The organism is Micromonospora sp. NBC_01699, from assembly GCF_036250065.1.
Taxonomy (GTDB): domain Bacteria; phylum Actinomycetota; class Actinomycetes; order Mycobacteriales; family Micromonosporaceae; genus Micromonospora_G.
Genome location: NZ_CP109199.1, coordinates 6159363 through 6182905 on the forward strand (window position 1 = coordinate 6159363; position 23543 = coordinate 6182905).

The window sequence follows — 23543 nt, forward strand, 5'->3', positions numbered from 1 at the left end:
CCCGCCCCGGCGGCTCCCGACCGACGGGCTCTCGACCGGCCGGCACCCATCGACCCGTACGCTGAACCGACCCGGCACGTACGTCAGTCCGTGATCGGCAGGCGGTCGGACCGGGGCGTACGCCGGTCGTCGGTGACCACCGCCCACTCGTGACCGGACAGCCGGCCGAGCCAGCCGATTCCGGCCTGCCCCATCGCCAGCGCCGCGGTGGCGTACGCGTCGGCGACACCGAGGTCGGTGCCGACCACCGTCACCGAACGCAGGCCCCGGGCCGGTGTGCCCCGGCGCGGGTCGAGCACGTGGTGTCCCCGCTCGTAGACGCCGGAGGTGGCCACCGCCAGGTCGGTGCCGTGCAACACCAGCGCCACCCGGTCCGGGTCCCACGGGTCCTGCACCCCGACCCGCCACGGTTCACCGGTGCCGGATCGGCCCCGGACCCGGACATCGCCACCGGCGTTCACGCAGTGGTTGGGCGCCCCGGCGGCCAGCAACCGGTCCGAGGCGACCTGCGCCGCCCAGCCCTTCACGTACCCGGACGGGTCGAACCGGCCGGTGGCGTACGCGTCGAAGAAACCGTCGGTGTCGCCCCACAGGTCGGCGCAGCGTTCCAGGGTGGCCCGCAGGTCGGCCGACGCCCCGGAGAGCAGCACCTCGCCCCGGTCGAACCGGCTCACCTCGCTGTCGGCCCTGAACGTGCTGAACCGCCGGTCGACCTCGCGCATCCAGTCGAAGACCATCTCGGCGAGCTGGTCGAGGCGGGCCCCGGGCAGGTCGTCGGCGAGGTCGAGGCTGATCGCCGTACCCATGACGAACTCGACCCGGCGGTGTCCCGGCCTGGTCCGCACGCTGGTCACGCCGACCTCACATCCTGTCCAGCGCGGCCTGCAACGACCGCCGGTACGCCGAACTCGTCGCGGTGGCGCCGCTGATCGTGTCCGGCAGCCGGCCCTGGTTCGCCGCCGTGACCGCCTGCCCACCGGTCCCGCTGTACGCCCGGTCCACCTGGTCGCTCTTGCCGGAGGAGGTGGCTGTCTCGCCCGGCAACTCCAGCGCGGTGACGTTGGTGATCCGGTCGCCGGAGACGGTGATCTGCACCTGGACCAGGCCGAAGTCGGCCGCGGTCGCCACCGAACCGTCGATCTTGCGCGGCCCGCTCGGCGGCGGGGGTGCCTTGGTGGTGGTCGCTCCCCCACCGGTCGGCGCCTTCGACGTCGGCCTGCCGCTCGGCGTCTTCGACCGGCCGGGCGACCCGCTCGGCGCACCCGGCGCGGCACCGGACACCGTCGGCACCGGCCCGCCACCGGCCGGATCCGGGGTCGGCTCCGGCGGGGCGCCGGCACTCGGGTCGGTCGACGCACCCGCCGGCCCAACCGGTACGTCCTGGGCGGTCGCGGTCGTCGCCGGCCCGCCCTTGAGCACCACCAGCAGGGTGGTGCTCGCGGCGAGGCCGGTGATGCCGAGGATGGCGCGACGCAACGGGAGAACCTTCCGTCAGAGTTCGAACGTGGCCAGGTGGATCTGCCGGCGCGGCACCCCGGCGCGGCGCAGTGCCTTCACCGATTCGCGGACCAGACCCGGCGGACCGCACAGGTAGACGTCCCGGTCGGTCAGGTCCGGCACCAGTCGCCGCAGGCCACGGGCGGTGAGGATCTGCTGCGGGCCGGGATCGGCGCGGGAGCCGAGCACATACCACATCTCGGTCTCGCGGGCCTCGGCCAGCCAGTCCAGCTCGCGCCGGAGCAGCAGGTCGTCCGGGGTGCTGGCCCGGTAGATCAGCGCCGCACCGGGCGGCAACTCCTCCAGCAGGGCCCGGATCGGCGAGATCCCGCTCCCGCCGGCGATCAGCAACGCGCGTTCGGCGACCCGGTGCGCGGCGGTGAACGTACCGGACGGGCCGGACGCCCAGACCCGGGTGCCGGGAGACAGCCGGCGCAGTTCGGCGGTGTGCCCGCCGACGACCTTCACGGTCAACCGCAGCCAGCGGCCGTTGCGGGCGGCGGAGAGCGAGAACGGGTGCGACTGCCACCAGCGGCCGGCGGACAGGAACCGCCAGCGGAAGAACTGGCCGGCGAGCACCTGGAGTTTGTCCAGGTTCCGCCCGGTCAGGTAGATCGAGATGGTGTCCCGGCTCTCCGCCACCACGTCGGCGACCCGGAGCCGGTAGCGCAGGTTCAGCCACAGCGGGCTGACCACCCGACCCCAGAGCACGGCCGCGACCACCAGGGCGTACATGGCGATCCACCCGGTCCGCACCGGACCGGGCCGGAACAACTGCTGGCCGTACGTGAACTGGTGGCCGAAGCCGAGCAGCAGCACCGCGTAGCTGCTCAGGTGCAGGTAGTACCAGAACTCGTACGGCAGCGCGTTGCGGACGAACCGGACGCCGGTGAAGCCGAGCAGCACGATGATCGCGGCGGCGGCGAACGCGCCGACCATGTCCTCGTAGTCGCGCAGCAGCGTGGTCGCCTCGGCCAGCACCGTCTTGCCCTCGATCGCGGCGTAGCCGGCGAGGATCAGCCCGACGTGCGCCAGCACCGCGACGAACAGGGTGCCGCCGACGTCCCGGTGCCACCGGCTGAGCTGCTCGGCGCCGATCCACCGCTCCAGCGGGCGCAGCCGGCTCATCAGCAGCACCTGGACCAGCAGCAGGTAACCGGCGATCAGGCCGCTGATCCGGCCGGCGGCGGTCAGGGTGGCGAACTCGCTGTTCACCGAGCCGGGCGCGGTGTCCAGCCACCACGGCACCACGGCGGCCAGCAGGCCCACCCAGAGCAGGACCACCACCAGCCACCGACCGGCCGGCCCGCGCCGCCCCGGCACCTCCGCCGGTACGCCCGCGGCCCGCTCGGCCCGCGCCGGCCGGGACCGCCGGTTGTCGGGCCGGGGCGGCTCGTCGAGGTGCGGCAGGTCGTCGTAGCGGGACTGCTCGTCGTAGCGAGGCGGGTCGTCGTAGCGGGACTGGTCGGCGTAGGTGTACGGCTGCTGGCCACCGTCCGGGGAGTAGTCCCCGGAACGGTGGCCAGTCGAGGTCGACCAGGTTGTCACGCGTACAGCTTCACCGGGGTGAACGTCTGACGGGGGAACATCTTCTTCACCTCGGCGTCGGTCAGGTTGAAGCGGCCCTGGGCCACCGACCCGTACACGTTGAACATGTTGTTGAACTCGGGCACGTCACCGCTGTCGAGCTTGTCCAGCCCGTTCCAGGTGCCGAGCAGCGAACCGGCCAGCTTCTTGCCGGACAGGATGGTGACCACGCCACCGTGGCCGTGGTCGGTGCCGCCGCTGTTCGAGGCGACCCGGCGACCGAACTCGCTGCTGACAATGATGGTGACGTCGGCGGCCAGCGGGCCGAGGTCGGTGAAGAACGCCGCCATCCCCTTGGCCAGCTCGTTCAGCCGGTTGTGCAGCTGACCGCCGGCGGCCGTGCCCTGGTTCTCGTGGGTGTCGTAGCCGCCCATCCCGATGGTCGCCACGCGTACGTTGGCGCCGCCCTTGATCAGCTGGGCCAGCGTACGGAACGAGTTGCCGATGCCGGTGTACTCGGCCCCCTCGGCCGGGGCGTACGGCTTCGCCGCCAACTGCTGCGCGGTCTTCAGCGCGCCCAGCCCGGCGATCACCGACTCCTCCACCGGGTGGTTGATCCCGGTGAACAGGCCCTGGATGGCCTTGGCGGTGGCGTCCTTGAACCGGTTGTCGCCGTTGAAGCCGAGCGAGCCGACGTTGTTCAGCGACAGCGCGCCGTTGTTGCCGACCAGCGAGCGGGGCAGCGTGCTGCCGACGCCGACGCTGCGGAACGCGGTGCCCGGCCCGAGCGCGTCGACCAGGCTGTCCAGCCAGCCCCGGCCACCGGTCTCGTTCGGCAGGCCGCCCAGGTTGCAGGCGTCCGCGGCCTGGAAGTGGCTGCGCGACACCCGAGGATCGGAGGCGGCCGGTACGAAGCCGAGCTGGCCGGCGGTGAGGAACTTCTGCAACGGGGCGAACGCGCTGGTCAGCTTGAAGCCGCGGGCGAGCGCCAGCGAGTCGTTGCCGAGCAGCAGGTCGGGGCGGGCCTTGCTGAGCACCGGGTCGTTGTCCGGTGCGATCAGGCTCAGCCCGTCCAGCCCGCCGTAGAGGAAGACGTGGATCAGCGTGCCGCCGGGGGTGGCGGCGAACGACGCCTGGGTCGAGACGAACTGGGTGGTGGCCAGCGCGGTCACCGTGGCGGCGGCACCGGCGACGAACGTACGGCGGGTCACTCCCCGCCCGTCCTGCTGGGCCTCCTCCAGTTCGGACAGGTTGAGGAACTGCTCGCGTACGGCGGCGTTCTCGGCCGTCACCGCGGCGTGCTCGGCGCGCAGCACGGCCTCGGTCCGGTTCGGGGCGAGACTCCGCAGGTCGGGGCAGTCGGGGTGCAGGGGGTACGAGTGCACAGTCTTCTCCACTGTTAGCTCACCGGAGGTGGTGCTGGGGGGAGGCGAGAAGCGCCCGCGCGATGGCGGCGATCGCGCCGTTGAACGTGGCGTCGACCTTCGTCTCGGCGGTCACCCCGGCGATGCCGAGAATGAGGGCCTTCTCCTTGGCCGTCAGCTTCTGGTGCACCAGCCGCAGCGACAGAGCGTCGAGGTACGCGCCCGCGGTGGCCGGCGGGGCCGCCACCAGCTTTTCCGGCTTGACGTAGGAGAAGACCTTGCGGTTGCCGTTGATCACGTCGTGGGCTTCGTTCCAGCCGTTGACCATGGTCCCGGCGGAGGTCCAGGCGACGTAGACGTCCGGGTAGCCGTTCGGGGTGGAGAGGCCGGCCGGGAACTGGCCCAGTTCCTCCATCTTGTTCTTGAGCTGGCTCAGCCCGTCCGCGAACGGGGAACGCCGCAGGTCGGCCCGCTTCTGGTACTCCGGCGACGGGTCCGGGGACATGCCGAGCACCCGGTACGTGGAGACCAGGTACTCCATCGGGCGGCGTACCTTCTGGCCGACCGCGCCCCAGAACTCGGTGGAGCTGAACAGCGTCATCAGGGTCGGCTTGATCGCGCCCTTGTTCGCCGTGTACGTCTTGGCCAGCCGCTCGACCAGCGACTTCGGCGGGGTGTCCGAGACGAACCGGGTGGCCAGGCTCTGCGCGATGTAGTTGGCGGTCGACTTGTGCAGGGCGAGGTGCCGCAGGTACGCCTTGATCACCGCCTCGCCACCCTCGGCCGAGCTGTTGTCGCTCTTGAAGCCGAGGATGCTGACCTTGCCGACGTAGTGCCGGTTGGCCCGGTAGACGTACTCGTCCTTGTCGACGCCGAGGCCGGTCTGGAGCATCGCGGCCTGCCGGACGTCCATCTCGGTGTAGCCGCCGTCGACGCCGACCGAGTACAGCTCCAGGTTCTCCCGGGCCAGGTTCTCGTTGATCGCGTCCTTGTGCGACTCGTGCTGGTTCAGGTAGACGATCAGCGCGGGGTGGGTGTTCGCGGCCACCAGCATGTCGGCGTAGTTGCCCAGCGCGTGCTTGCGGATCACGTCCCGGTCGAACGTCGACCGGGTGATGTCGCCGCCGTCGAAGAACGCGGCGACGTGCAGGAAGTCGTTCCAGAAGTCGACCATGACCTCGAACAGCTGCCGGTCGGACCAGATCTGTCGGGCGACCGACGCCCAGACGAACTCGTTGTCGGAGTTGTCGACGTCCTTGACCGTCTCGCGGCGTTCCCGGAGCTGCTTGATGGACAGGTTCAGGGTGGGCAGCTCGGAGAGCTTCAGCTCGGCCTTGGTCGGCGCGATCTTCTCCGGAGCGAGCTGCCAGCGCAGCCACTCGTCGATGCCCATGGTCTTGATCTCGGCGAGCACCTTGGGGGTGGCGCCGAAGGTGGCCCGGGTGGCGAGGTGCCGGATCGGGTCCTTGGCCAGCACCGTCTTGACGGTCACCTCGGTCGCGGCCGCCGCGGCGGCCGGGCCGGCGAGCGTACGGCCGCTGGCGGGCGCGTTCTTCTTCAGCTCGGCGCCGGCCCGGGAGCCCATGTAGCTCTCGTTCTGCTCGGTGTAGGTACGCACCGTGCTCGGCTGCTGTCCACTGGGGCGGTCGGCGGTGCCGTCGGTGATCGCGGCCGCGGTGGCGTTGCCGTTGCCGTTGCCGAACGGGGTGTTGCCGAGGATCTTGTCCCCGAGGTCGGTGCCGCGCGCGGCGAACGCGATGGCACCGGCGCCGGCCACCGCCGCGGCCGCTCCGCTCAGCGTGACCAGGGCCCGCCGCCGGCCGACGTTGCGCCTGCCTGGCTCACCGTCGTCGTCCAGCTCGGGCAGCTGCGATCCGGCGTACGGGTCGCCCTGCGGCTGGAGTCCCTCCGGGCCGACCCACTGCGGGCCACGGGGGCCGCCCGCGCGGTGCTGCTCGGTCCACTGGTCGACGTACTGGTCGGGCTGCTGCCCGCGCCGCGGGTGGCCCGGCTGCGGCTGGCCGGGGTACTGCTGGTGACCCGCCGACTGCGGGTGGCGCGCGTCCGGGTACGCGTCGGAACCGGGAGCCGGGCGGCCGTACGGGGACTGGCCGGGCGCGGGCCGGTATCCGTCGGCACCGGGCTGGGGTCGACCGTCCCAAGGGCTGTCGTCACGCGATCGGCGTGGTGGCACATTCTGGTCAGCCATGTACCAATCCGTCTGCTGAGGCGCGTCGGACCCGGCCACATGAAACGGCGGGGGCGATGGTCCGGCGGCGCTTACTGAAGGGGGGTTGCTACGGCAAGGTAGCCAAGCCGCCGATCCGCTTCAAGGTCGGCGAAACCGCCCGCCAGCAGCCACTTAAGGCGTCACTCAGGGGAATCACCGGTGCGGGGTTTCGCCCGGTCCGGGTCCCGACGGTCACCAGCAGCGCCAATGCCCGCCCACCGGCGGTTGAGCCCGGCTCCGTAACCTCCGGGTAGCACCGGGAGGGGATCAAAGGTAAAGACAAACTTAAGGTGGGAATAAGTAAAACCTGTGCCGATCCGAGAGTTGTACCGGCAGCGATCCGCGGCGATCGGCAGCGGGAGTGCAAGCGGCCCGGGATCGGGTATCCCCGCGCCGGACAGTTGACGCGTGAGGGGAAGGCTGCCGCCATGCTCAGCAAAGAGGATCAGCGTCGGTTCGACGAGATCACCCGCCAGCTGAGAATCAGCGACCCGGACTTCGTCGCCCGGCTCAGTGATCGTGTTCAGCACCGCCGGGGCAGGCTTCTGCTCCTGTTGACCGTCGTACTCTGGAGCGCCGTACCGGCCGTGGTGGTCATCGGCGGCTGGCTGGCGGCGGTGATAGCGCCGGTCGTGCTCGCCGCCGCCAGTGTGCTGGCCTGGCGGGTTCGCCGGTTGCACCATTGACCCGGTCGACCGCACCGGTCGTCACCACTGCGGCTGACCGCACCGGTGATCAGCGTTGCGGTCGGCCGAACCGGTCGTACGCCCGCCGGAGCCGTTCGACCAGGCCGGGGCCGCCGATCGGGGCACCGGGTGCGCCGAGCTGGCGCAGCAGCAGGTCGGGTTCGGTGGCCAGGATCGGCACCGGGTCCGGCAGCGGCACCGGTTGCTGCCAGTAGCGGTCGACCACGGCGGCCAGCGGCACGTCGGGCAGGTCGGCCAGGGCCAGCCCGGCACCGGCCACCGGCACCGCACCGGCCGGTGACCCGAGACCGGGCAGCGGCTCGGCCGGCGCAGCGACCGGGTACGCCTCCGGCGCCTCGTCGGCCGTCCGGTCGGCGGTGCCCGGCAGTCCGGCGCGCAGTTCCCGCAGCCGGTCGAGCAGTTCCTCACGGGTCCTGCCGCGCCAGTGCAGCAGTTGGAACGGGTCCGCGTCGAACGCCTCGGCGAGCAGGTAGAACGTGGCCGCGAGGTGCTTGCACGGCACGGCGAAATCCGGACAGTTGCAGCGCATCGCCAGGTCGCCGATGGCGGCCGGGAAGAGCGGGGCGTCCGCCTCGGCGAACACCCGTTCCAGCTCCGGCGGCAGATCCCCGGCCAGCAGTTGGGCGCTGAACAGCGCCTGACCGGCGAGCACCGTCTCGATCCGGCCCCAGACCGCCCCGGCGTACGGGTGCAGACCGACCGTCACCCGGTACGGCTTCGGCCGGGAGCCCTGCACCGCCGCCGTCACCAGCCCCGGCGTCACCTCCAGCGACAGCACCTGACCCGCGCGGGCGTACGCCCGGCCACGGGTGAGCCGGGTCCCGAGCGCGAACGACTCCAGTACGTCGACGAACTGGCGGGACCACCAGGACGCGCCGATCGACCCCCGGGCCGTACGCGCGCGCAGCCCGCCGTCGACCTTGCGGGGGCGCCCGTAGTCGGCGAACCGTCCGGATCCGCCGCCCTGCTCGCTCACTCGGCCACCGCCCCGGCCTCCAGCGCGAACAGTCCGCGCAGTTCCGAGGTGGACAGCTCGGTCACCCACTGCTCGCCGGTGCCGACGATCTTCGCGGCCAGCCCGCGCTTCTCGTTGATCATCGCGGCGATCTTCTCCTCGACGGTGCCGGCGCAGACGAACTTGCGTACCTGCACCGCGCGGCGCTGGCCGATCCGGAACGCCCGGTCGGTGGCCTGGTCCTCGACCGCCGGGTTCCACCAGCGGTCCACGTGCACCACGTGGTTGGCGGCGGTCAGGGTCAGCCCGGTGCCACCGGCCTTGATCGACAGGATGAACAGCGATGGGCCGCCGTCGGACTGGAACCGGGTCACCAGCGCGTCCCGCTCGGCCTTGGCGACGCCGCCGTGCAGGTAGAGCACCTCACGGCCGAGCCGGGCCGAGAGCTGCGCCCGGAGCATGTTGCCGAACTCGGCGTACTGGGTGAACAGCAGTGCCTTCTCCCCCGCCGCCAGCACCTCGTCCACGATCTCCTCCAGCCGGGCGAGCTTGCCCGACCGGCCGGTCAGCGCCGAGCCGTCGCGCAGCAGTTGCGCCGGATGGTTGCAGACCTGTTTGAGCTTGGTCATGGTGGCCAGCACCAGGCCGTGCCGCTCGATGCCCGTACTGGACTCGATCTTGGCCATCATGTCGTCGACCACGGCCTGGTAGAGCGAGCCCTGTTCGGCGGTGAGGTTGCAGAGCACCTCCATCTCCAGCTTCTCCGGCAGGTCGGAGATGATCGACCTGTCGGTCTTGGTGCGGCGGAGCACGAACGGGCCGGTGATCCGGCGCAACCGCTGCGCCGCGTCGTCGTCGCCGTGCCGCTCGATCGGCACCGCGTACCGCTTGCGGAACGCCGAGGCGGTGCCGAGCAGGCCCGGATTGGCGAACTCCATGATCGACCACAGGTCGGCGAGGCGGTTCTCCACCGGCGTACCGGTGACCGCTATCCGGTGCCGGGCGGGCAGCGCGCGGACCGCGGCGGCCTGCCGGGTCGCCGCGTTCTTGATCGCCTGCGCCTCGTCCACCACCAGCCGGTGCCAGTCGACCTCGGCCAGCTCCACCGCGTCCCGCGCCGCCACCGAATAGGTGGTGAGAACCAGGTCCGCGTCCCGCACGGCCGTCGCGAACGTCCCGCCGCGCGCCCGCTCGGCGCCGTGATGCACGTGTACGCGCAGCTCCGGCGCGAACTTCGCCGCCTCCCGCTGCCAGTTGCCGACCAGCGACATCGGACAGACCAGCAGCGTCGGCCCGTCGTCGGGCTCGTCCCCGGCGAGCAACGCCAGCAACTGCACCGTCTTGCCCAGCCCCATGTCGTCGGCGAGCACCCCGCCCAGGCCGAGCGACTGGAGGAACGCCAACCAGGCCAACCCCCGCTTCTGGTACGGCCGCAGCGTGCCCCGGAACCCGGCCGGCTCGTCGCGCGGGGTCAGCTGCCGCTCGGCCTGCCCGGCGAGCAGGTCACCGAGCGGCCCGTCGGCGCCGACCGCCAGCACCGGCAGCGCGTTCGGCTCGTCGGCGCTCTCCAGGCCCAGCCGCAGCAGGTCGACGACGGTCAGCTCGCCGCCGTCCCGGAGCAGCTTCAGTCCGGCGGCCAGCCGGCGGGCGTCCAGCTCGACCCACTGCCCGCGCAGCCGGACCAGCGGGGTCTTGAGCTTGGCCAGGTCCCGCAGTTCCCGTGCGGACAGCGCCTGGTCGCCGAGGGCCAGCTCCCATTTGTAGTCGACCAGCGCGTCCAGGCCGAGCGAGCTGCGCGACGCCACGGTGCCCGGTGCGGTCCGACTCTTCGCCTGCAACCTGGCCCCGAGCCGGGCACTCGGCCGCGACCACCAGGACGGCAGCAGCACCCCGAAGCCGGCGGCGTGCAGCACCGGCGCCCCGTCGCGCAGGAACCGGTGCGCCCCCTCGGTGTCCAACTCCAACCCGTCCGGCGCGGCCGTACGCAGCGCGTCGGTCAGCTCCGGCCAGAGCCGGCTGGCCCGGCCCAACTCCGCCAGCAGCGTCTCCTGCGGCGCGTCGAGATGCCGGGCGAGCGCCCGCAGGCCGCCCCGGGCCTGCCAGATCCGGTCCGCGCCGACGACCAGGCTCGGCTCCTCGGCCGACTGGAGCGCGAACTCGACCCGCCAGCCGCCGCCTGCGTCCACCTCGATCCCGACCCCGTCGGCCGGCTCGGCATCGAACTCCTCCGGCGGCGGCGGGGGCTCGACCAGCCGGAAGCAGGCGCGTACCGGGCTGCCGGCGGCGTCGCGCTGCCAGTCGGCGAGCCCGTCGACGAGGTCGCCGAGCGCGTCCGGGGCGATCGTGAACCCGCGCTGCCGCCCGGTCAGCGCCCGCAACCAGGCCCGTACGCCCACCGAGACGCCGGTGGCCCGGGAGTCGATCAGGCGCACCCCCTCCAGCGCGGTCCGGACGGCGGCGTCGGTGAGCGCGTCCAGGGCGTCGGCGACCAGCGCGGCGACGGAGAGGGCCGGTTCGGCCGCCCGAGCCGCCGGCGGCAGCGCCATCGCCAGGGCCCGTACCCGGCCCGCGTCGGCACCGGTGAGCAGCGGGCGCCAGACGGCGGTGGCCGTACCCCCGCTTTCCCGTCGTCCGGTGACCACGCCGGGCAGGGTGCGCCCCCGGTCGACCAGGTCGGCGGCGAAGCCGGCCAGTTCCTCGACCAGCCGCAGGGTGCCGCCCCGGACCACCGTCGGGTCGTCGGCGAGGGCGAGCAGCACCGGCAGGGCGTGGTCGGCGTCGTACTCCAGGGTCGGCACCCGCCAACCGGCCAGGGTGAGGTTCCCGCGAACCGGCTCGGCGCCGTCCGCCCGGACCAGTTCCGGCGAGTCGAGCGGGACGCCGGCACGGGTCGGCAGGGTGAGCAGCGCGGTGCTGGTCGCGGCCTTCGCCGCCACCTCGTCCAGCACCTCGGCCAGCGCGGCGTGACCGGCGGCGAACGGATGCGGGCGTTCCCGTGGGGCCCGCCCCGGCCGCCGCGCCACCGGCGCGACCAGGGTCGAGTCCTCTCCCCAGAGCGCCAGCCGCCCACCGCGCAGCCACAGCCCGTGGATCACCCGCACGCAAGGACCCCTTCTCGTCGTCGCCGATAGTGGAAGGGTCCCTTCCTAACACCCCAGGCTAGTCAGCCGGTGGACCCACCCCGACGGACGGCCGGTCCGGTGTAATTCGCCTCTCCGCCCCGCACGCCGGGCGTCGTCGGAAATTGACGGGCGGCTCGCCCGGTCGGTCCGTACCGTGCGAGGACATGACCGTCACCATTCGCGAGTTCCGGCCGGACGCCCCGACCGCCGCCGCCGATGCCGAGGCCGCCGGGGCGGTGCTGCGCGCCGTGCTGCCGTACCTCGTGGTGACGCCACGGGTGCTGCGCTGGCAGGTGGAGCACGCCCCCGCCGCCCAGCACCACCGGCTGCTGCTGGCCGAGGCGGATGGGCACCTGCTCGGCTGCGCCCGGACCGGGATCTACTACGACAGCAGCGAGCCAGGCCAGGCGTACCTGAACATCTACGTACACCCGGACCGGCGCGGTCGGGGCGCCGGCCGCGCCCTGCTGGCGGCCGGTGAGGCGTACGTGACCGGCCTCGACGCCCGCGCCATCCTCTGCTGGTCGCTGGATGACGAGCGGTCGATCGGATTCGCCGAACGTAACGGCTACCGGCGCGGCCGGTCGGGCCACTTCCAGCGGCTAGAGCTCGGGAACGGCTGGCTGCCGGCGATGCCGTCCCGCCCGCCCGGCGCCGAGGTACGCACCGGCGCCAGCCTCGGCGACGACCTGCTGCGGAACCTCTGGGCGGCCGACAACGAGGCGACGGCCGACGAGCCGGACGACATGGACGCCGCGCCGATCAGCTACGAGCTGTGGCATAGCCAGTTCTGGAGCCACCCGGAACACGACCCGGAGCTCACCTCGGTGGTGACCGTGGACGGCGTCGTGGCCTCGTTCAGCCTCGCGGTGACCGACGGGCAGACCCGCTACATGTCCGGGATGGCCGGCACCCGGCGGGCGTACCGGGGGCGGGGGTTGGCGAAGCTGGCGAAGTCCGCCTCGCTGCACCGGGCGGCGGCGGCCGGCTACACCGAGGCGTTCACCAACAACGACAGCGGCAACGAACCGATGCTCGCGATCAACAGGTGGTTCGGCTACCGGCAGTGCGCGACCGAGGTGCGCTGGATCCGTGACCTGACCGGCTGAGTCCGGCGTCTTTCCCCCGGGTCGGGCGGGGTGCGGGTGCCGGACGGGCCGATCCGCTGCGGTCGCTCCCGACCGGCGGTTAGATGGTGGCATGGGAGCGACGGCGCAGGTGCCTCTGGTCGGCGGGGTGGCCGACGGTGGGGTGGTCACCGTCGAACTGGACGCGCACGGCCGCCCACCGCTGGTTCACCCGCATCTCGGCGAGGGCGGTCTGGCCCACGCGCAGATGTACGAGCTGGAGTCGGTGCGCGACGACGGCCCACCCTGGGTTTACCGCTGGCGCGGCCCCGCAACCTGAACCCGCTCCCGCCCGTCGGTCTCGCCCCGTCAGTCGGCCTCGCCCCGTCAGTCGGCCTCGCCCCGTCAGTTGGCCCCGCCCCGTCAGTCGGTCTCGCCTCGCCGGTCGAGCGGAGGACGGTTCAGAGACGGTTGAGCAGCGGGGTGACGAGCCGGCTGGTGATCCGGGCCTGTTCGCGTACCTCGTCGACCCGGCGGGCGGTGTCCTCGGCCCGCGCCTCCCGCTCGTCCCAGAGCTGGTCGACCTCGGCCAGCAGCGGCCCCTCCACCTCGCGGGCCAACCCGCTCAGCGCCGGTACGCCGATCCGCTGGGCGAAGTCGAACACCTTGCCCGCGTACGGCAACGGCAGGAACGGCACCCCGGACATGGCGGCGAAAATCAGGAAGTGCAGCCGCATCCCGACGGCCATGTCGAAATGCGCCATCAGGCCGAGCAGTTGCCGGGGCGTGTAGTCGCCGTTGAGGATCCGGCCCCGGTCCGGGGCGGTCATGTGCGACAGCACCCCGTGCGAGTGCTTGATGTCGTCCCGCTCCATCGGCACGAACAGCACGTTCGCCTCCAGCCGCCGGACCAGGAAGTCGCCGATCTGGGCCAGCAGCCGGTGGTAGCCGTCCACGTCCAGCCGGGACGCGGCCCGCCCCGGCTCGCGTACGCTCATGCCGACCAGCCGCCGCCCGGGGCGTACGCCCTCCCGGCGCAGCCAGTCGACCGGGAACTCCTCCGGTTCGAGCAGGAAGGCCGGGTCGGCGGTGACCGTGATCGGCTTGGTCACCCCGATGTCCTCCAGCACCAACTGCGACTCGTCGTCGCGTACGGTCACCTCGGCCGCCGCGTCGAGGCTCTGCTGCACCATCGAGCAGTCGACCGCGTCGGTCAACGGGCCGGCACCCACCGCGTACGTGAAAACCGGCAGTCCCCGCTCCTGGGCGGCCAGGACCAACCGTAGGTAACGGCGGGCCTCGCTGTCGTACAGGATCCCGCCACCGCCGAGGATCAGCAGGTCGAGGCGGGCGACCGTGCTCGCCGAGTCGGCCCGGCGGATCCCGTCCCAGGCCGCCGCCTCGACGCCGGGATGGGCGCGCCGGGTGTGCTCGGGGTTGCGGGAGAAGACGATGATCCTCGCCTCCGGACGGGCCCCGCGCAGGTCGGCCAGGATGCCGGTCAGAATCGCCTCGTCGCCGAGGTTGCGGCCGCCGTACGATCCGATCACGCCGATGGTCGGTCCGTCACCTTGCGGCATCTCCACCCACCCCTCGTGCCGGACTTCGGCCTACCCGTTCCGGCCGAACCCATGCCTTTCGGGTGCGGTCCCGCCCCGTCCGGATCGGGTCAGACGGTGACCAGGTCGAACTGCTCCCAGCCGCCGATGGCGACCCGGTTGGCGACCAGTGCCCCGGCTCCGGCGTTCTCGGCGCAGACGTAGCTGTTGTTGACCCGGGCGAGCAGGCTGACCGTGCCGTTCGGGTTCTGCACCAGGGTGAACGCCTCCCACGGCCCCGCCGCCGTCCGGTTCGCCACCAGCGGACCGTTTCCCGCGTCCTCGGCGCTGACCAGCATGCCGTTGGCCCGACAGCGCAGGGCGATGGCACCGCCACCGAGGTCCACCCGCTCGAACTGTTCGGTCGCGCCGGTGCTGGACGCGTTCGCGGTCAGGACCGAGGTGCCGCCGACGCCGGCCGAGACGAAGAGGTTGTTGGCGCGCGACCGCAGGGCGATCCCGGTGCCGACGACCGGGCCGCCGAGCACCGGCTGGGTGGGGCGGGTGGCGGTCAGCGCCAACTGCTTCTTGAGCATCCGGCCACCGTCGGCGGTGAGCCGCAGGTAGTAGTCGGAGGAGCACACGGTCCCGTCCTCGTCCAGCGAGGGCATGGTGATCCCGGCCGGCACCATCGAGGCGTTCTCGGCGTTCTTGGCGATGTGGTTGCCCTCGCCGTACTCGTCGAACATGGAGATGTAGATGCCCTGGGCGCCGACCCGGACCATGTTGTAGAACTGCCGCCACATGAAGTCGCCGTGCGCCCGCTGGCCCTCGACCAGGTCGCCGGGGAGTACGCACGGCTGGTAGTCGATCCCGTTCGCGTCGCAGTCGGCCTGGTCGGCCCGGTTCACGTTCTCGTAGAACCGGTCCGAGTCGGCGGTGTTGCCGATCCGGCCGACCATCCACGGCGAGAGCATGTGGAAGGCGCGGTAGACGTCGCCGAAGCCGGGGCGGGAGTCCTCGTTGCCGGAACGCCAGTGGGTCGGCACCCCGCCGATGACGTAGCAGCCCTGGGCCTTGAACCAGTTGACCACGTCGAGGCAGGCCGCCGGGCCGAACGGGCGGCCCGAGTCGTTGAAGCCGAAGCCCCAGACGCAGACGACGGGCTTGCCGTTCTGCCGGGCGTACGCCGACGATCCGGTGTGGACGGACATCTTGCCGGTCCAGTCGGCCTTGATCTCCGACTGCATGTTCGTCCAGTTCGTGACGTCGTACATGATGTAGAACTTGCGCCCGGTGCGCTCCGCCGCGCTGCGGACCCTGGCCGCCATGGCGTCGCGGGTCGGCCCCTCGGAGCTGTTCGGGTTGAAGCGTTGCAGGGCGGCGGTGTCGCAGCCGTACTGTTGCATCCACTTGAAGTGGGTGTCGACGGTCTGCTGGTCGTACGAGGAGAACAGGGTCGCCGGCTGTCCGTTGCCGAAGTTCGGGTACGCGGTCCGGTACACGTTGGTGTACTCGCGCATGTCCGGCCAGCCCTTGATCACGTTGTTGCTCGGCGACGGCGCCTGCGACCAGTTCTCGCTCCAGTGCCACCAGCCGTTGATCGGTGCCCCGTCCCCGGCGCACGCGAACCAGCCCTGGTAACCAACAGTGATCTTGCCGACAACATCACCGGGACCACTGGCCGCCGACGCCGGTCCGGCCAGGTACGCCGATGCCCCGAGGCCGGTTCCGGCCAGCGCGGAGGCAAGGACCGACCGTCGTGAGATACCCATGGAACTCCCTCGGATCATCCGCTGTGACCCGCCAGCGGATGCGGATCGACCGCGACAAACGCGATAAGCCATCGCAGGGGAAACCTAATAACGGCTGCTGGGTGCATCAACACCAAAAAGCCGCAGTTAAGGCAAATTTGAAGTTACTTCACTCTTCGCGCTCCCCTGACATCGGAACCATGACGACTCGATGCGGTCGTCGGCGTGCATATACCGTCGCCGGGTATATGCTGCTGGCATGAGTAGCCCACCACTCACGGAACCGACGTTCCTGATCCTCACCGCCCTGGCCGAGACACCCCAGCACGGCTACGGCGTCATCGGGGAGGTCCTACACATCTCCGACGGCCGGGTGAAACTGCGCGCCGGGACCCTCTACGCCGTACTCGACCGGCTCCGTACCGAGGGCCTGATCGAGGTCGACCGAGAGGAGGTGGTGCAATCCCGACTGCGCCGCTACTACCGCCTCACCGCCCTCGGCGCGCAACGGCTCGCCGAGGAAGCCGCCCGCCTGCGGCACAACGCGAACACGGCCGGCAGCCGGCTGCGCCGTCGTGACCTGCTCGCCGAGGGAGGCATCGGATGACCGGCCGGGACCTGGAGAGCCGCTACCGCCGACTGCTCACCGTCTACCCCTGGGAACACCGCCGCCGCTACGAGGAGGAGATGCTTGGCGTACTGCTGGAGGACGCCCGGCCCGACCAGCGGCACCCGGACATCGGTGACATGACCAACCTGGTCCTCGCCGGACTCCGGACCCGGCTCGGCTGGACCGCGCGCGGGCTCGCCGACCGAGCCTGGCACGACGCGGCGGCGGTCACCGGTCTGCTGGCCGCGCTCACCCTGCTCGCCCTGAACGGCCACGCCCTGGTGTCGAAGATGGAACTGGACCGGGGACCGATGGCGTACCCGTTCGGCTCCGGCGACGGGGTCGAAGCGCTCGACTGGCTGCCGATCGGCGTCTGGGCGGCGGTCTGCGTGGCCGTGCTGGCCGGACTCCCCCGGCCGGCGGTCGCGCTTGGCTGGGCGGCGCTGGTCGTCGAAATCGCCCTGTTCCCGGCGCAGTACAGCACCGACCCGGTTCCCGTGGTCAGCGGCCTGTGGCAGCTCGTACTGGGGCTGGTCGCCGCCATCGCGCTCACCGTACCGGCGCCGCGACGCCGAGCACTCGCGGTGCTCGGCACCCGCCGGCTGCTGACGATCATCTTCGCCCTGGCCGCCATCGTGGCGGTCTTCCTGGTGAACCGGCTCGCCAGCAGCCAGCTAGCCACTGACGGTTCGCCCTACCACGTGTTCCCGCTGCACGACAACAAGATCGCCCGGCGCGAACTCGAACTGGTCGGCGGCTCCACCGGTCAGGTCCTGTTCTACCTCGCGTTACTCCTGGCCGCCGGGCTAACCGTACTGATCGCGGTGGCCACCGTCGACGGACCCGTACGGCGCCGCATCGCTGTCCTGTCCGCGCCGGTCGTCACACTGGTGATGCTGGTCAACCAGACCCTGGACGGGTGGGCGGTGTCCAACATGAACATGGGCCACCCGATCTACCTGGTGCCGGCCCAGTGGGCGGCACTCGCCACCGTCCCGCTGCTGACGTTCGCGATAGCACTCCTCCTACTCCGCCGACGCGAACAGACCCTGCGAATGGTCGCCCTAGGCCGCACCGCCGACCGCAAATCCCCCACCCCCTAAACCCCCGCGCGCTCAGGGGCGCGCACTAATACCGAGAATGAGTGCCAATCCGACGCGCGATTACCACTCATTCTCTGTATTAGTGGGGATCTTGGGGTGGAGGTTAGGTGAGGGTGGGGAGGATTTGGGTGGCGAAGGTGTCTAGGAAGTCTTGTTGGTGCTGGCCTACGTGGTGTAGGTAGATTTCGTCGAAACCCAGGTCGGCGTACTCGTGTAGCCACTGGGTGTGGCGGGCGGGGTCGTTTGAGATCAGCACGTGCTCGCGCATGTCGTCGGGGCGGACGTACGCGGTGGCTCGGGCGAACTCGGCCGGCATGGCCAGATCCCAGGCCACGTCACTGCCGAGGATCCCGGTACGCCACTGCTCGTGCGCTATCCGCAGTGCCTTCTCCTCGTCCCGGTCCCAGCACAGGTGCACCTGCAACTTGATCGGCTTGCCCGCGCCGCCACCCTCGCGGTACGCCTCGATGACCGGCCGGAGCTGGTCCACCGGCCGGTTGACGGTGATCAGGCCGTCGGCCCAGGAGCCGACCCAGCGGGCGGTCTCCGGGCTGACCGCCGCACCGAAGATCGGCGGCGGTGACGCCGGGCGGGTCCAGAGTTTCGCCCGGTCGACGGTGACCAGACCCCGGTGGCTGACCATCTCCCCGGCGAACAGCGCCCGCATCACCTGCACCGATTCGAGCAGCCGGGCGTTGCGCTCGTCCTTGGCCGGCCAGCGTTCCCCGGTGATGTGCTCGTTGACCAGTTCGCCGCTGCCGACCGCCATCCAGAAGCGGTCCGGGAACATCTCGGCCAGGGTGGCGGCGGCCTGGGCGACGATCGCCGGGTGGTAGCGCTGTCCCGGCGCGTTGACCACGCCGAACGGCAGGTCGGTGGTGGCCAGCGCGGCACCGAGCCAGGACCACGCGAACCCGGACTCGCCCTGCTCGGGACCGAACGGGGCGAAGTGGTCCGAGCACATCGCCCGGCTGAATCCGGCCTGCTCGGCGGCCTGGACCTGGCGCAGCAGCTCGCTCGGCGGCAACTGCTCGTGCGATGCGTGGAACCCGTACGTGGTCACCAGGACCTCCCGGCCGTCGTCGTCGACTGTCACCGAACAGATGCCCACCGAGCCGAGGTCCCGAAACCAGTGGCGGTTCCGGGTTCGATCCGTGGAGGTTCGGTGAACGGGAAGGATGGCGGGTGAACCGGGTCGTAGGGTCGCGGCGATGAACACAGACATCGGGCCGCGGGCGGTGCGGGCTGCCCTGGTCGGCCTGACCGTCGCCGTCCTGCTCCACCTGTCCCTGGCGTACGCACAGCGGCGCATGGCGACGGCGGCGGCCGATCCGGAGATCGAGGGGTTGGCGGTGCTCGCCGGGGTGGTCGTGACGACCGTCCTGGTGTGGGTCCCGTCCGCCCTGGTCGTCGGCTGGCTGGTGGGCTGGGCGGCCCGGCTGGAGCACCCGATAGTGGTGTCGTTCGTGGGTATGGTCGGCACCGGGCTCCTCACCTGCCTGGTCGGCCGGTTGGCGGTCCGGCCGGGATGGCTGCTCCCGAGCGTCCTGATCGTCGCGACCTACGCCGTCACCCCGCTGCTGGTCGATCTGCTGTGGACGAAGCCCGACCCGAAACCGGCCCCGCCCCCGGCCGGCCGCCTCGACGACGGGTTCGAGGACGGCACCGCCGGCTGATCACGCCGGATCAGGGCTCGGCGAGCACGGTCTGGATCACCTGTACGCCGTCGCGGTGGCGGACGAGTGTGCCCCGGCCCGGTGGCAGCACGGTCGGCCGGACCGAGCCGAACACCGCCCCCTCCTCCCGATTGCCCGACATCAGCAGCCCCGGGCTCTCCAACTCGCGCAGCCGTTGCAGGACGGGTTCGTACTGGGCTCGGGCGACCCCGCTGACCCGGCGGGCCAGGATCAGGTGCAGGCCGATGTCGCGGGCCTGCGGCAACAGGTCGAGCAGGGCCGCCAGCGGGTTGCCACCGCCGGTCGCCACCAGGTCGTAGTCGTCGACCAGCAGGTACAGGTCCGGTCCCTGCCACCAGCTCCGGTCCCGGAGTTGGGCCGGGGTGATGTCGGTTGCCGGCAGCCGCTCCTGCATCACCTTCCGGACCTGGTCCAGCACCTCGCTGAACGCCTGGTTGGACGAGGCGTAGTTGATCAGGTGCTCGCCCTCGACCGCCCGGAGCAGGCTGCGCCGGTAGTCGGCGATGACGATCCGCGCCTCGGCCGGGGTGTACCGCGCCGCGATGGTGCGGGCGATGTGCCGCAGCAGGTTGCTCTTGCCGCACTCGGCGTCGCCGAAGACGAGCAGGTGCGGGTCGACCGAGGGTTCGAGGTACACCGGGGCGAGGGCGGATTCGTTCACCCCGATCGGCAGCCCCGGCCGGACCGGGTCGACCACCCGGGCCAGGTCCGCGACGGTGAGCGTACGCGGAAGCAGCCGTACCTTCGGCGCGGGTTGCCCCGGCCAACCGTCCCGGATCCGGCGGGCGAGGGCGACGGTCGCCTCGGCCAGTCCACCGTCCCCGGAGCGGCCGTCGATCCGGGGTGCGGCGGCGACGAAGTGCAGCTTTTCGGCGCTCAGCCCGCGTCCGGGGCCGCCGGCCGACACGCTCCGCGCGGCCCGGCGGTCGATCTCCGAATCGGACGGGTCGGTCAGCCGCAGTTCCAGCCGGATGCCGAGCAGGTCGCGCAGCGCCGGCCGGAGCTCGGTCCACCGGACCGCGGTGAGCACGACGTGCACCCCGACGCCCGGCCCCCGGGCGGCGAGCAGGGCGATCGCCTGTTCCAGTTCCTCGTAGTCCTGGCGCAGGGCGCTCCAGCCGTCCGCGACGAGGAACAGGTCACCGAACGGGTCGTCCGGGAACTCGCCGGCCACCCGCCGCCGCCGGTACGCGCCGATCGAGTCAATGCCCAACCGGGCGAAACGGGCCTCACGCTCGTCGATCACCGCCTCCACCTCGGCGACGGTACGGCGTACGGACTCGGGTTCGCGGCGGGTGGCGAGCCCGGACAGGTGGGGCAGCTCGGCCAGGTTGGCCAGCGAGCCGCCACCGAAGTCGAGGCAGAAGAACTGCACCTCACGGGGGGTGTGGGTGAGGGCGAGCCCGGCAATGATCGAGGCGACCAGGGTGCTCTTGCCGCTGCGCGGCGCGCCCACCACGGCGACGTTGCCGGCCGGGCGGGTGAGGTCGAGCAGCAGCCGGTCCTGCCGGTGCTCGCGGGGCAGGTCGACCATGCCCACCGGCACGGTCAGCGGTTCGCGTTCGAGCGCGCCCAGGCCGAGTCGCGCGTCGGTGACGAGTTCCATGAGCGAGTCGAGGCCGGGCGGGTCACCGAGCGGCGGCAGCCAGATCCGGTGGGCGGGCGGCCGGGCGTCGCGCAGCCGCCGGATCACCACGTCGAGGACGGTGGGGCCGAGCGGTTCGTCGTCCCCGGTCGGCGCCGTCCTGACCTGGTACGGGCCGGAGACGTACCCCGCCCGGAAGCGGGTGAGCACGGTGTTGGCCTTGAGGTAGCCGTGACCGGGCGCGTTCGGCAGCTCGTACGCGTCGGCCACGCCGAGCACCGCCCGGCTCTCCGCCGAGGAGAAGGTACGCATTCCGATCCGGTACGACAGGTGGTTCTCCAGCCCGCGCAGCCGTCCCTCCTCGATCCGTTGGCTGGCCAGCAGCAGGTGCACCCCGAGCGCGCGGCCCATCCGTCCGATCCGGATGAACACCTCGACGAACTCCGGCCGGGCGCTGAGCAGTTCGGAGAACTCGTCGCAGACAACCAGCACGGACGGCATCGGGGCGAGGGTGGGATTGGTCTGCCGGGTCCGGTCGTACTCCCACCGGCTGCCCAGGTGGCCGGCCGCACGGAGCATCTGCTGCCGGCGCTGTAGCTCACTTTCCAGCACGTCGGTCATCCGGTCGACCAGGGACAGGTCCTCGGCGAGGTGGGTGATCTGCGCGATGGTGTGCGGCAGCTCGCCCAGCGGGCCGAAGGTGGCCCCGCCCTTGTAGTCGATCAGGACGAAGTTCAGCTCCTCCGTCGTGTGCCGCATCGCCAGCGCCGCGACCAACGTACGGAGCAGTTCGCTCTTGCCGGAGCCGGTGGCCCCGACGACCAGGCCGTGCGGCCCGTCGCCTTCCTGGGCGGCCTCCTTGATGTCGAGCAGCACCGGCTCGCCCTCGTCGTCGAGCCCGATCGGCACCCGCAGGTAGTCCGGCCCGACCGGGGTGCTGTCGCCGGTGAAGTCGGCCAGCACCGAGTAGTCCGGTATCCCGAGCACGGTCAGCACCTCGTCGGGTGGCGGGACCGGGTCGACCGGACCGTTGTTCGGCGGCACGAGCTCCCGCGGGCGGGCGCCTATCCCGCTCGGCATGGTCGGGCCGTCGACCACCACGAGGCCCGCCCATGCCTCGGCGATCGTCGACACCAGCGCCGCCGCGCCGTCCGGTGCTCCGTCGACGGGCTCGGCCTCGCCGTCGACCTCGCGCAGGCTCAGGTCGGGCAGGGCGATGCGGAAGGTCTGCCGACCGTGGACGGCCCAGCCGGGGACGTTGGCCGGCAGCCGGCCGGCGTGGTCGGGATTGACCAGTGACTCGTGCGGTTGGGTCAGCCGGGTCTCGATCCGCGACTGGGGCAGTTCGAGCAGTTCCTCGGGAATGGTCCGCCAGCTCCGGTCGAGCACGGCGACGTGGATCCCGTACCCCAGGCCCTTGTTGGCCAGTTCGGTGACCCTCGGCGTGAAGTCGTCGATCAGGGTGGCGAAGTCCTGCCAGCGATCGACCACCAGGAAGACATCCGGGTACGGGCCGGAGTCGAGCGTGGCCCGCTTGGCGCGCAGGCTGGTGGGCGATTCCAGCTCGTGTTCGCGGAACAGCTGCTTGCGTCGCAGTACGTCGAGTTCGAGCCGGCCGAGCAGTTTGTCGACCTCGTCGACCTCGTCGTCGCCGACCACCGCCCGTACGTGTGGCAGCCGGCGCATCGGGCCGAGCCAGTTGCCGCCGGATTCGAGGCAGTAGAACGCCACCTCGCGGTCGGTGTGGGTGAGCGCGAGCCCGCCGATGATGCTGCGCAGCAGGGTGGTCTTGCCGGTGCCGGCGCGACCGACGAGCAGCAGGTGCCCCTCGGTGGAGGCGAGGTCGAGCCAGACCGGTTCACCGGCGGGTTGGTCGATCCGCTGAGCCTGTCCGATCGGCACCTTGAGCAGCCCGCGTCGGCGCCACTCGGTGGCGCACAGGGGTAGGTCGTCGCTGGGTTCGAGCGGGCCGAGCAGGTCGCCGAGGCGGACCTCCCGCTGGTCGCGGTGGCGGCGCTGCCGGTGGTGGCCGTCCCGGGACAGGGCGATGTGGATTTCGTCGCTGGCCCGGCCGAACTGGCAGGGTGACTGGTTCGGCGCCCGCTTCGGCAGTTCCAGCCGGACGTACCGCCAGAGGTCTTCCGGGGTGATCCGGCCGTTGCCGGTGATGTCGGCGGCCCCGGTGCTCAGGCCCTGGATGATCGTCTCGGTGAACGCGGACCGCAGCCGGGGGCTGATCTCGGTCGCCGGCCGACCGTCGTCGGCCCGTTCGACGGAGTTGGTGGCGGTGATGACATAGCGCCCGTTGCCGTTGCTCAGTCCCCCGTCGACGGGCTGCTCGTCGGTCGACTTGAGGCCCTCGGCGTCGAAGGCGCCGCTGTAGCAGCAGTCGAGCAGGATGACCGAGCCGGCCGTGTGGGAGTCGGCGAGCAGGTCGTGGATGAAGACGGAGGAGATGGCCGTCGACGACAGGGCGTCGAGCTCGGTGTTGGCGACCGCCAGGTAGAGCCGGCCCTGTCGGCCGCTGCGGATGCCGTGACCGGAGAAGTAGAGCAGGAACAGGTCTTCCGGCCCGACCGTACGCAGCATGGTCTCGATCGCCCGCTCGACCGCGCTCTTGGACTCGTTCTCCAGCAGTACGGTGTGGTCGAACGCGCCGACGTCGGCGTCCGCCAGCAGACTGCGCAGGTCACGGGCCTCTTCGCGGGGCGAGTAGAGGTCCGCCAGCGACTCGTCGGTGTACCGGTCGTTGGCGATCAGCAGGGCGAGGCGCTGTCCCATGGCGGA

At 71.7% G+C, this 23543-nt stretch carries 17 protein-coding genes; 6 read left to right on the top strand and 11 right to left on the bottom strand.

Annotated features, from left to right (window positions below):
* Positions 1-83: 83 nt before the first annotated feature.
* Genes OG792_RS24990 through OG792_RS25010 form a run of 5 tightly spaced genes read right to left on the bottom strand, consistent with a single transcriptional unit; the run spans position 84 to position 6597 of the window.
* Positions 84-806: an FAD:protein FMN transferase gene (locus tag OG792_RS24990; protein WP_329111419.1), complete on the bottom strand. Its 723-nt coding sequence runs from the start codon at positions 804-806 to the stop codon at positions 84-86.
* Between the two features lie 55 nt (positions 807-861).
* Entirely contained in the window at positions 862-1476 is a 615-nt protein-coding gene (locus tag OG792_RS24995; protein WP_329102832.1) for an FMN-binding protein, read from the bottom strand.
* 15 nt (positions 1477-1491) lie between these two features.
* Positions 1492-3045: a ferredoxin reductase family protein gene (locus tag OG792_RS25000; protein WP_329102834.1), complete on the bottom strand. Its 1554-nt coding sequence runs from the start codon at positions 3043-3045 to the stop codon at positions 1492-1494.
* On the bottom strand, positions 3042-4421 hold the full coding sequence (locus OG792_RS25005) for a DUF1501 domain-containing protein (protein WP_329102836.1): 1380 nt from the start codon (positions 4419-4421) through the stop codon (positions 3042-3044). The genes OG792_RS25000 and OG792_RS25005 overlap by 4 nt, the downstream gene beginning before the upstream one ends.
* A gap of 7 nt (positions 4422-4428) precedes the next feature.
* Positions 4429-6597: a DUF1800 family protein gene (locus OG792_RS25010; protein ID WP_329102838.1), complete on the bottom strand. Its 2169-nt coding sequence runs from the start codon at positions 6595-6597 to the stop codon at positions 4429-4431.
* Positions 6598-7046: 449 nt separating this feature from the next.
* On the opposite strand from OG792_RS25010, the gene OG792_RS25015 reads away from it, so the two are divergent.
* Entirely contained in the window at positions 7047-7304 is a 258-nt protein-coding gene (locus OG792_RS25015) for a DUF3040 domain-containing protein (protein ID WP_329102840.1), read from the top strand.
* Positions 7305-7353: 49 nt separating this feature from the next.
* On the opposite strand, the gene OG792_RS25020 is transcribed toward OG792_RS25015, so the two are convergent.
* Together OG792_RS25020 and OG792_RS25025 are read right to left on the bottom strand one after the other, a co-directional pair.
* Positions 7354-8301 carry an SWIM zinc finger family protein gene (locus tag OG792_RS25020; RefSeq protein WP_329102842.1) on the bottom strand — a complete coding sequence of 316 codons (948 nt, stop codon included), beginning with the start codon at positions 8299-8301 and terminating at the stop codon, positions 7354-7356.
* Positions 8298-11381, bottom strand: a complete 3084-nt coding sequence (locus OG792_RS25025; protein WP_329102844.1) for a DEAD/DEAH box helicase — start codon at positions 11379-11381, stop codon at positions 8298-8300. Before OG792_RS25025 ends, OG792_RS25020 begins: the two co-directional genes overlap by 4 nt.
* Positions 11382-11566: 185 nt before the next feature.
* Between OG792_RS25025 and OG792_RS25030 the strand changes: the two genes are divergently transcribed.
* On the top strand, positions 11567-12511 hold the full coding sequence (locus OG792_RS25030; protein ID WP_329102846.1) for a GNAT family N-acetyltransferase: 945 nt from the start codon (positions 11567-11569) through the stop codon (positions 12509-12511).
* Between the two features lie 91 nt (positions 12512-12602).
* Positions 12603-12809 (top strand): hypothetical protein, encoded by a 207-nt coding sequence (locus OG792_RS25035; protein ID WP_329102848.1) that lies wholly within the window; start codon positions 12603-12605, stop codon positions 12807-12809.
* 121 nt (positions 12810-12930) lie between these two features.
* Here OG792_RS25035 and OG792_RS25040 read toward each other — a convergent pair whose 3' ends face one another.
* Both OG792_RS25040 and OG792_RS25045 read right to left on the bottom strand, forming a co-directional pair.
* On the bottom strand, positions 12931-14049 hold the full coding sequence (locus OG792_RS25040) for a polysaccharide pyruvyl transferase family protein (RefSeq protein ID WP_329102850.1): 1119 nt from the start codon (positions 14047-14049) through the stop codon (positions 12931-12933).
* Between the two features lie 89 nt (positions 14050-14138).
* On the bottom strand, positions 14139-15782 hold the full coding sequence (locus OG792_RS25045; RefSeq protein ID WP_329102851.1) for a lectin: 1644 nt from the start codon (positions 15780-15782) through the stop codon (positions 14139-14141).
* A gap of 238 nt (positions 15783-16020) precedes the next feature.
* Here OG792_RS25045 and OG792_RS25050 point away from each other — a divergent pair, with 238 nt between their 5' ends.
* Together OG792_RS25050 and OG792_RS25055 are read left to right on the top strand one after the other, a co-directional pair.
* Positions 16021-16368: a PadR family transcriptional regulator gene (locus tag OG792_RS25050; protein ID WP_329102853.1), complete on the top strand. Its 348-nt coding sequence runs from the start codon at positions 16021-16023 to the stop codon at positions 16366-16368.
* Positions 16365-17474: a hypothetical protein gene (locus OG792_RS25055; protein ID WP_329102855.1), complete on the top strand. Its 1110-nt coding sequence runs from the start codon at positions 16365-16367 to the stop codon at positions 17472-17474. The genes OG792_RS25050 and OG792_RS25055 overlap by 4 nt, the downstream gene beginning before the upstream one ends.
* A gap of 103 nt (positions 17475-17577) precedes the next feature.
* Here OG792_RS25055 and OG792_RS25060 read toward each other — a convergent pair whose 3' ends face one another.
* On the bottom strand, positions 17578-18570 hold the full coding sequence (locus OG792_RS25060) for a TIGR03885 family FMN-dependent LLM class oxidoreductase (protein WP_329102857.1): 993 nt from the start codon (positions 18568-18570) through the stop codon (positions 17578-17580).
* A 115-nt stretch (positions 18571-18685) separates the two neighbouring features.
* On the opposite strand from OG792_RS25060, the gene OG792_RS25065 reads away from it, so the two are divergent.
* The gene (locus OG792_RS25065) at positions 18686-19150 is read left to right on the top strand and encodes a hypothetical protein (RefSeq protein ID WP_329102858.1); all 465 of its coding nucleotides are present in this window, start codon (positions 18686-18688) and stop codon (positions 19148-19150) included.
* A 10-nt stretch (positions 19151-19160) separates the two neighbouring features.
* Here the strand turns inward: OG792_RS25065 and eccCb are convergent, their stop codons facing one another.
* A complete protein-coding gene (gene eccCb, locus OG792_RS25070; RefSeq protein WP_329102860.1) occupies positions 19161-23537 on the bottom strand; it encodes a type VII secretion protein EccCb in 4377 nt (1458 codons plus the stop codon).
* Positions 23538-23543: the final 6 nt, after the last annotated feature.

Excerpts from the sequence above, each read along its gene's own strand:
- OG792_RS24990 (WP_329111419.1), bottom strand. The coding sequence starts at position 806 with ATGGGTACGGCGATCAGCCTCGACCTCGCCGACGACCTGCCCGGGGCC.
- OG792_RS25010 (WP_329102838.1), bottom strand. The coding sequence starts at position 6,597 with ATGGCTGACCAGAATGTGCCACCACGCCGATCGCGTGACGACAGCCCT.
- OG792_RS25015 (WP_329102840.1), top strand. The coding sequence starts at position 7,047 with ATGCTCAGCAAAGAGGATCAGCGTCGGTTCGACGAGATCACCCGCCAG.
- OG792_RS25030 (WP_329102846.1), top strand. The coding sequence starts at position 11,567 with ATGACCGTCACCATTCGCGAGTTCCGGCCGGACGCCCCGACCGCCGCC.
- OG792_RS25035 (WP_329102848.1), top strand. The coding sequence starts at position 12,603 with ATGGGAGCGACGGCGCAGGTGCCTCTGGTCGGCGGGGTGGCCGACGGT.
- OG792_RS25040 (WP_329102850.1), bottom strand. The coding sequence starts at position 14,049 with ATGCCGCAAGGTGACGGACCGACCATCGGCGTGATCGGATCGTACGGC.
- OG792_RS25045 (WP_329102851.1), bottom strand. The coding sequence starts at position 15,782 with ATGGGTATCTCACGACGGTCGGTCCTTGCCTCCGCGCTGGCCGGAACC.
- OG792_RS25050 (WP_329102853.1), top strand. The coding sequence starts at position 16,021 with ATGAGTAGCCCACCACTCACGGAACCGACGTTCCTGATCCTCACCGCC.
- OG792_RS25055 (WP_329102855.1), top strand. The coding sequence starts at position 16,365 with ATGACCGGCCGGGACCTGGAGAGCCGCTACCGCCGACTGCTCACCGTC.
- OG792_RS25065 (WP_329102858.1), top strand. The coding sequence starts at position 18,686 with ATGAACACAGACATCGGGCCGCGGGCGGTGCGGGCTGCCCTGGTCGGC.
- eccCb (WP_329102860.1), bottom strand. The coding sequence starts at position 23,537 with ATGGGACAGCGCCTCGCCCTGCTGATCGCCAACGACCGGTACACCGAC.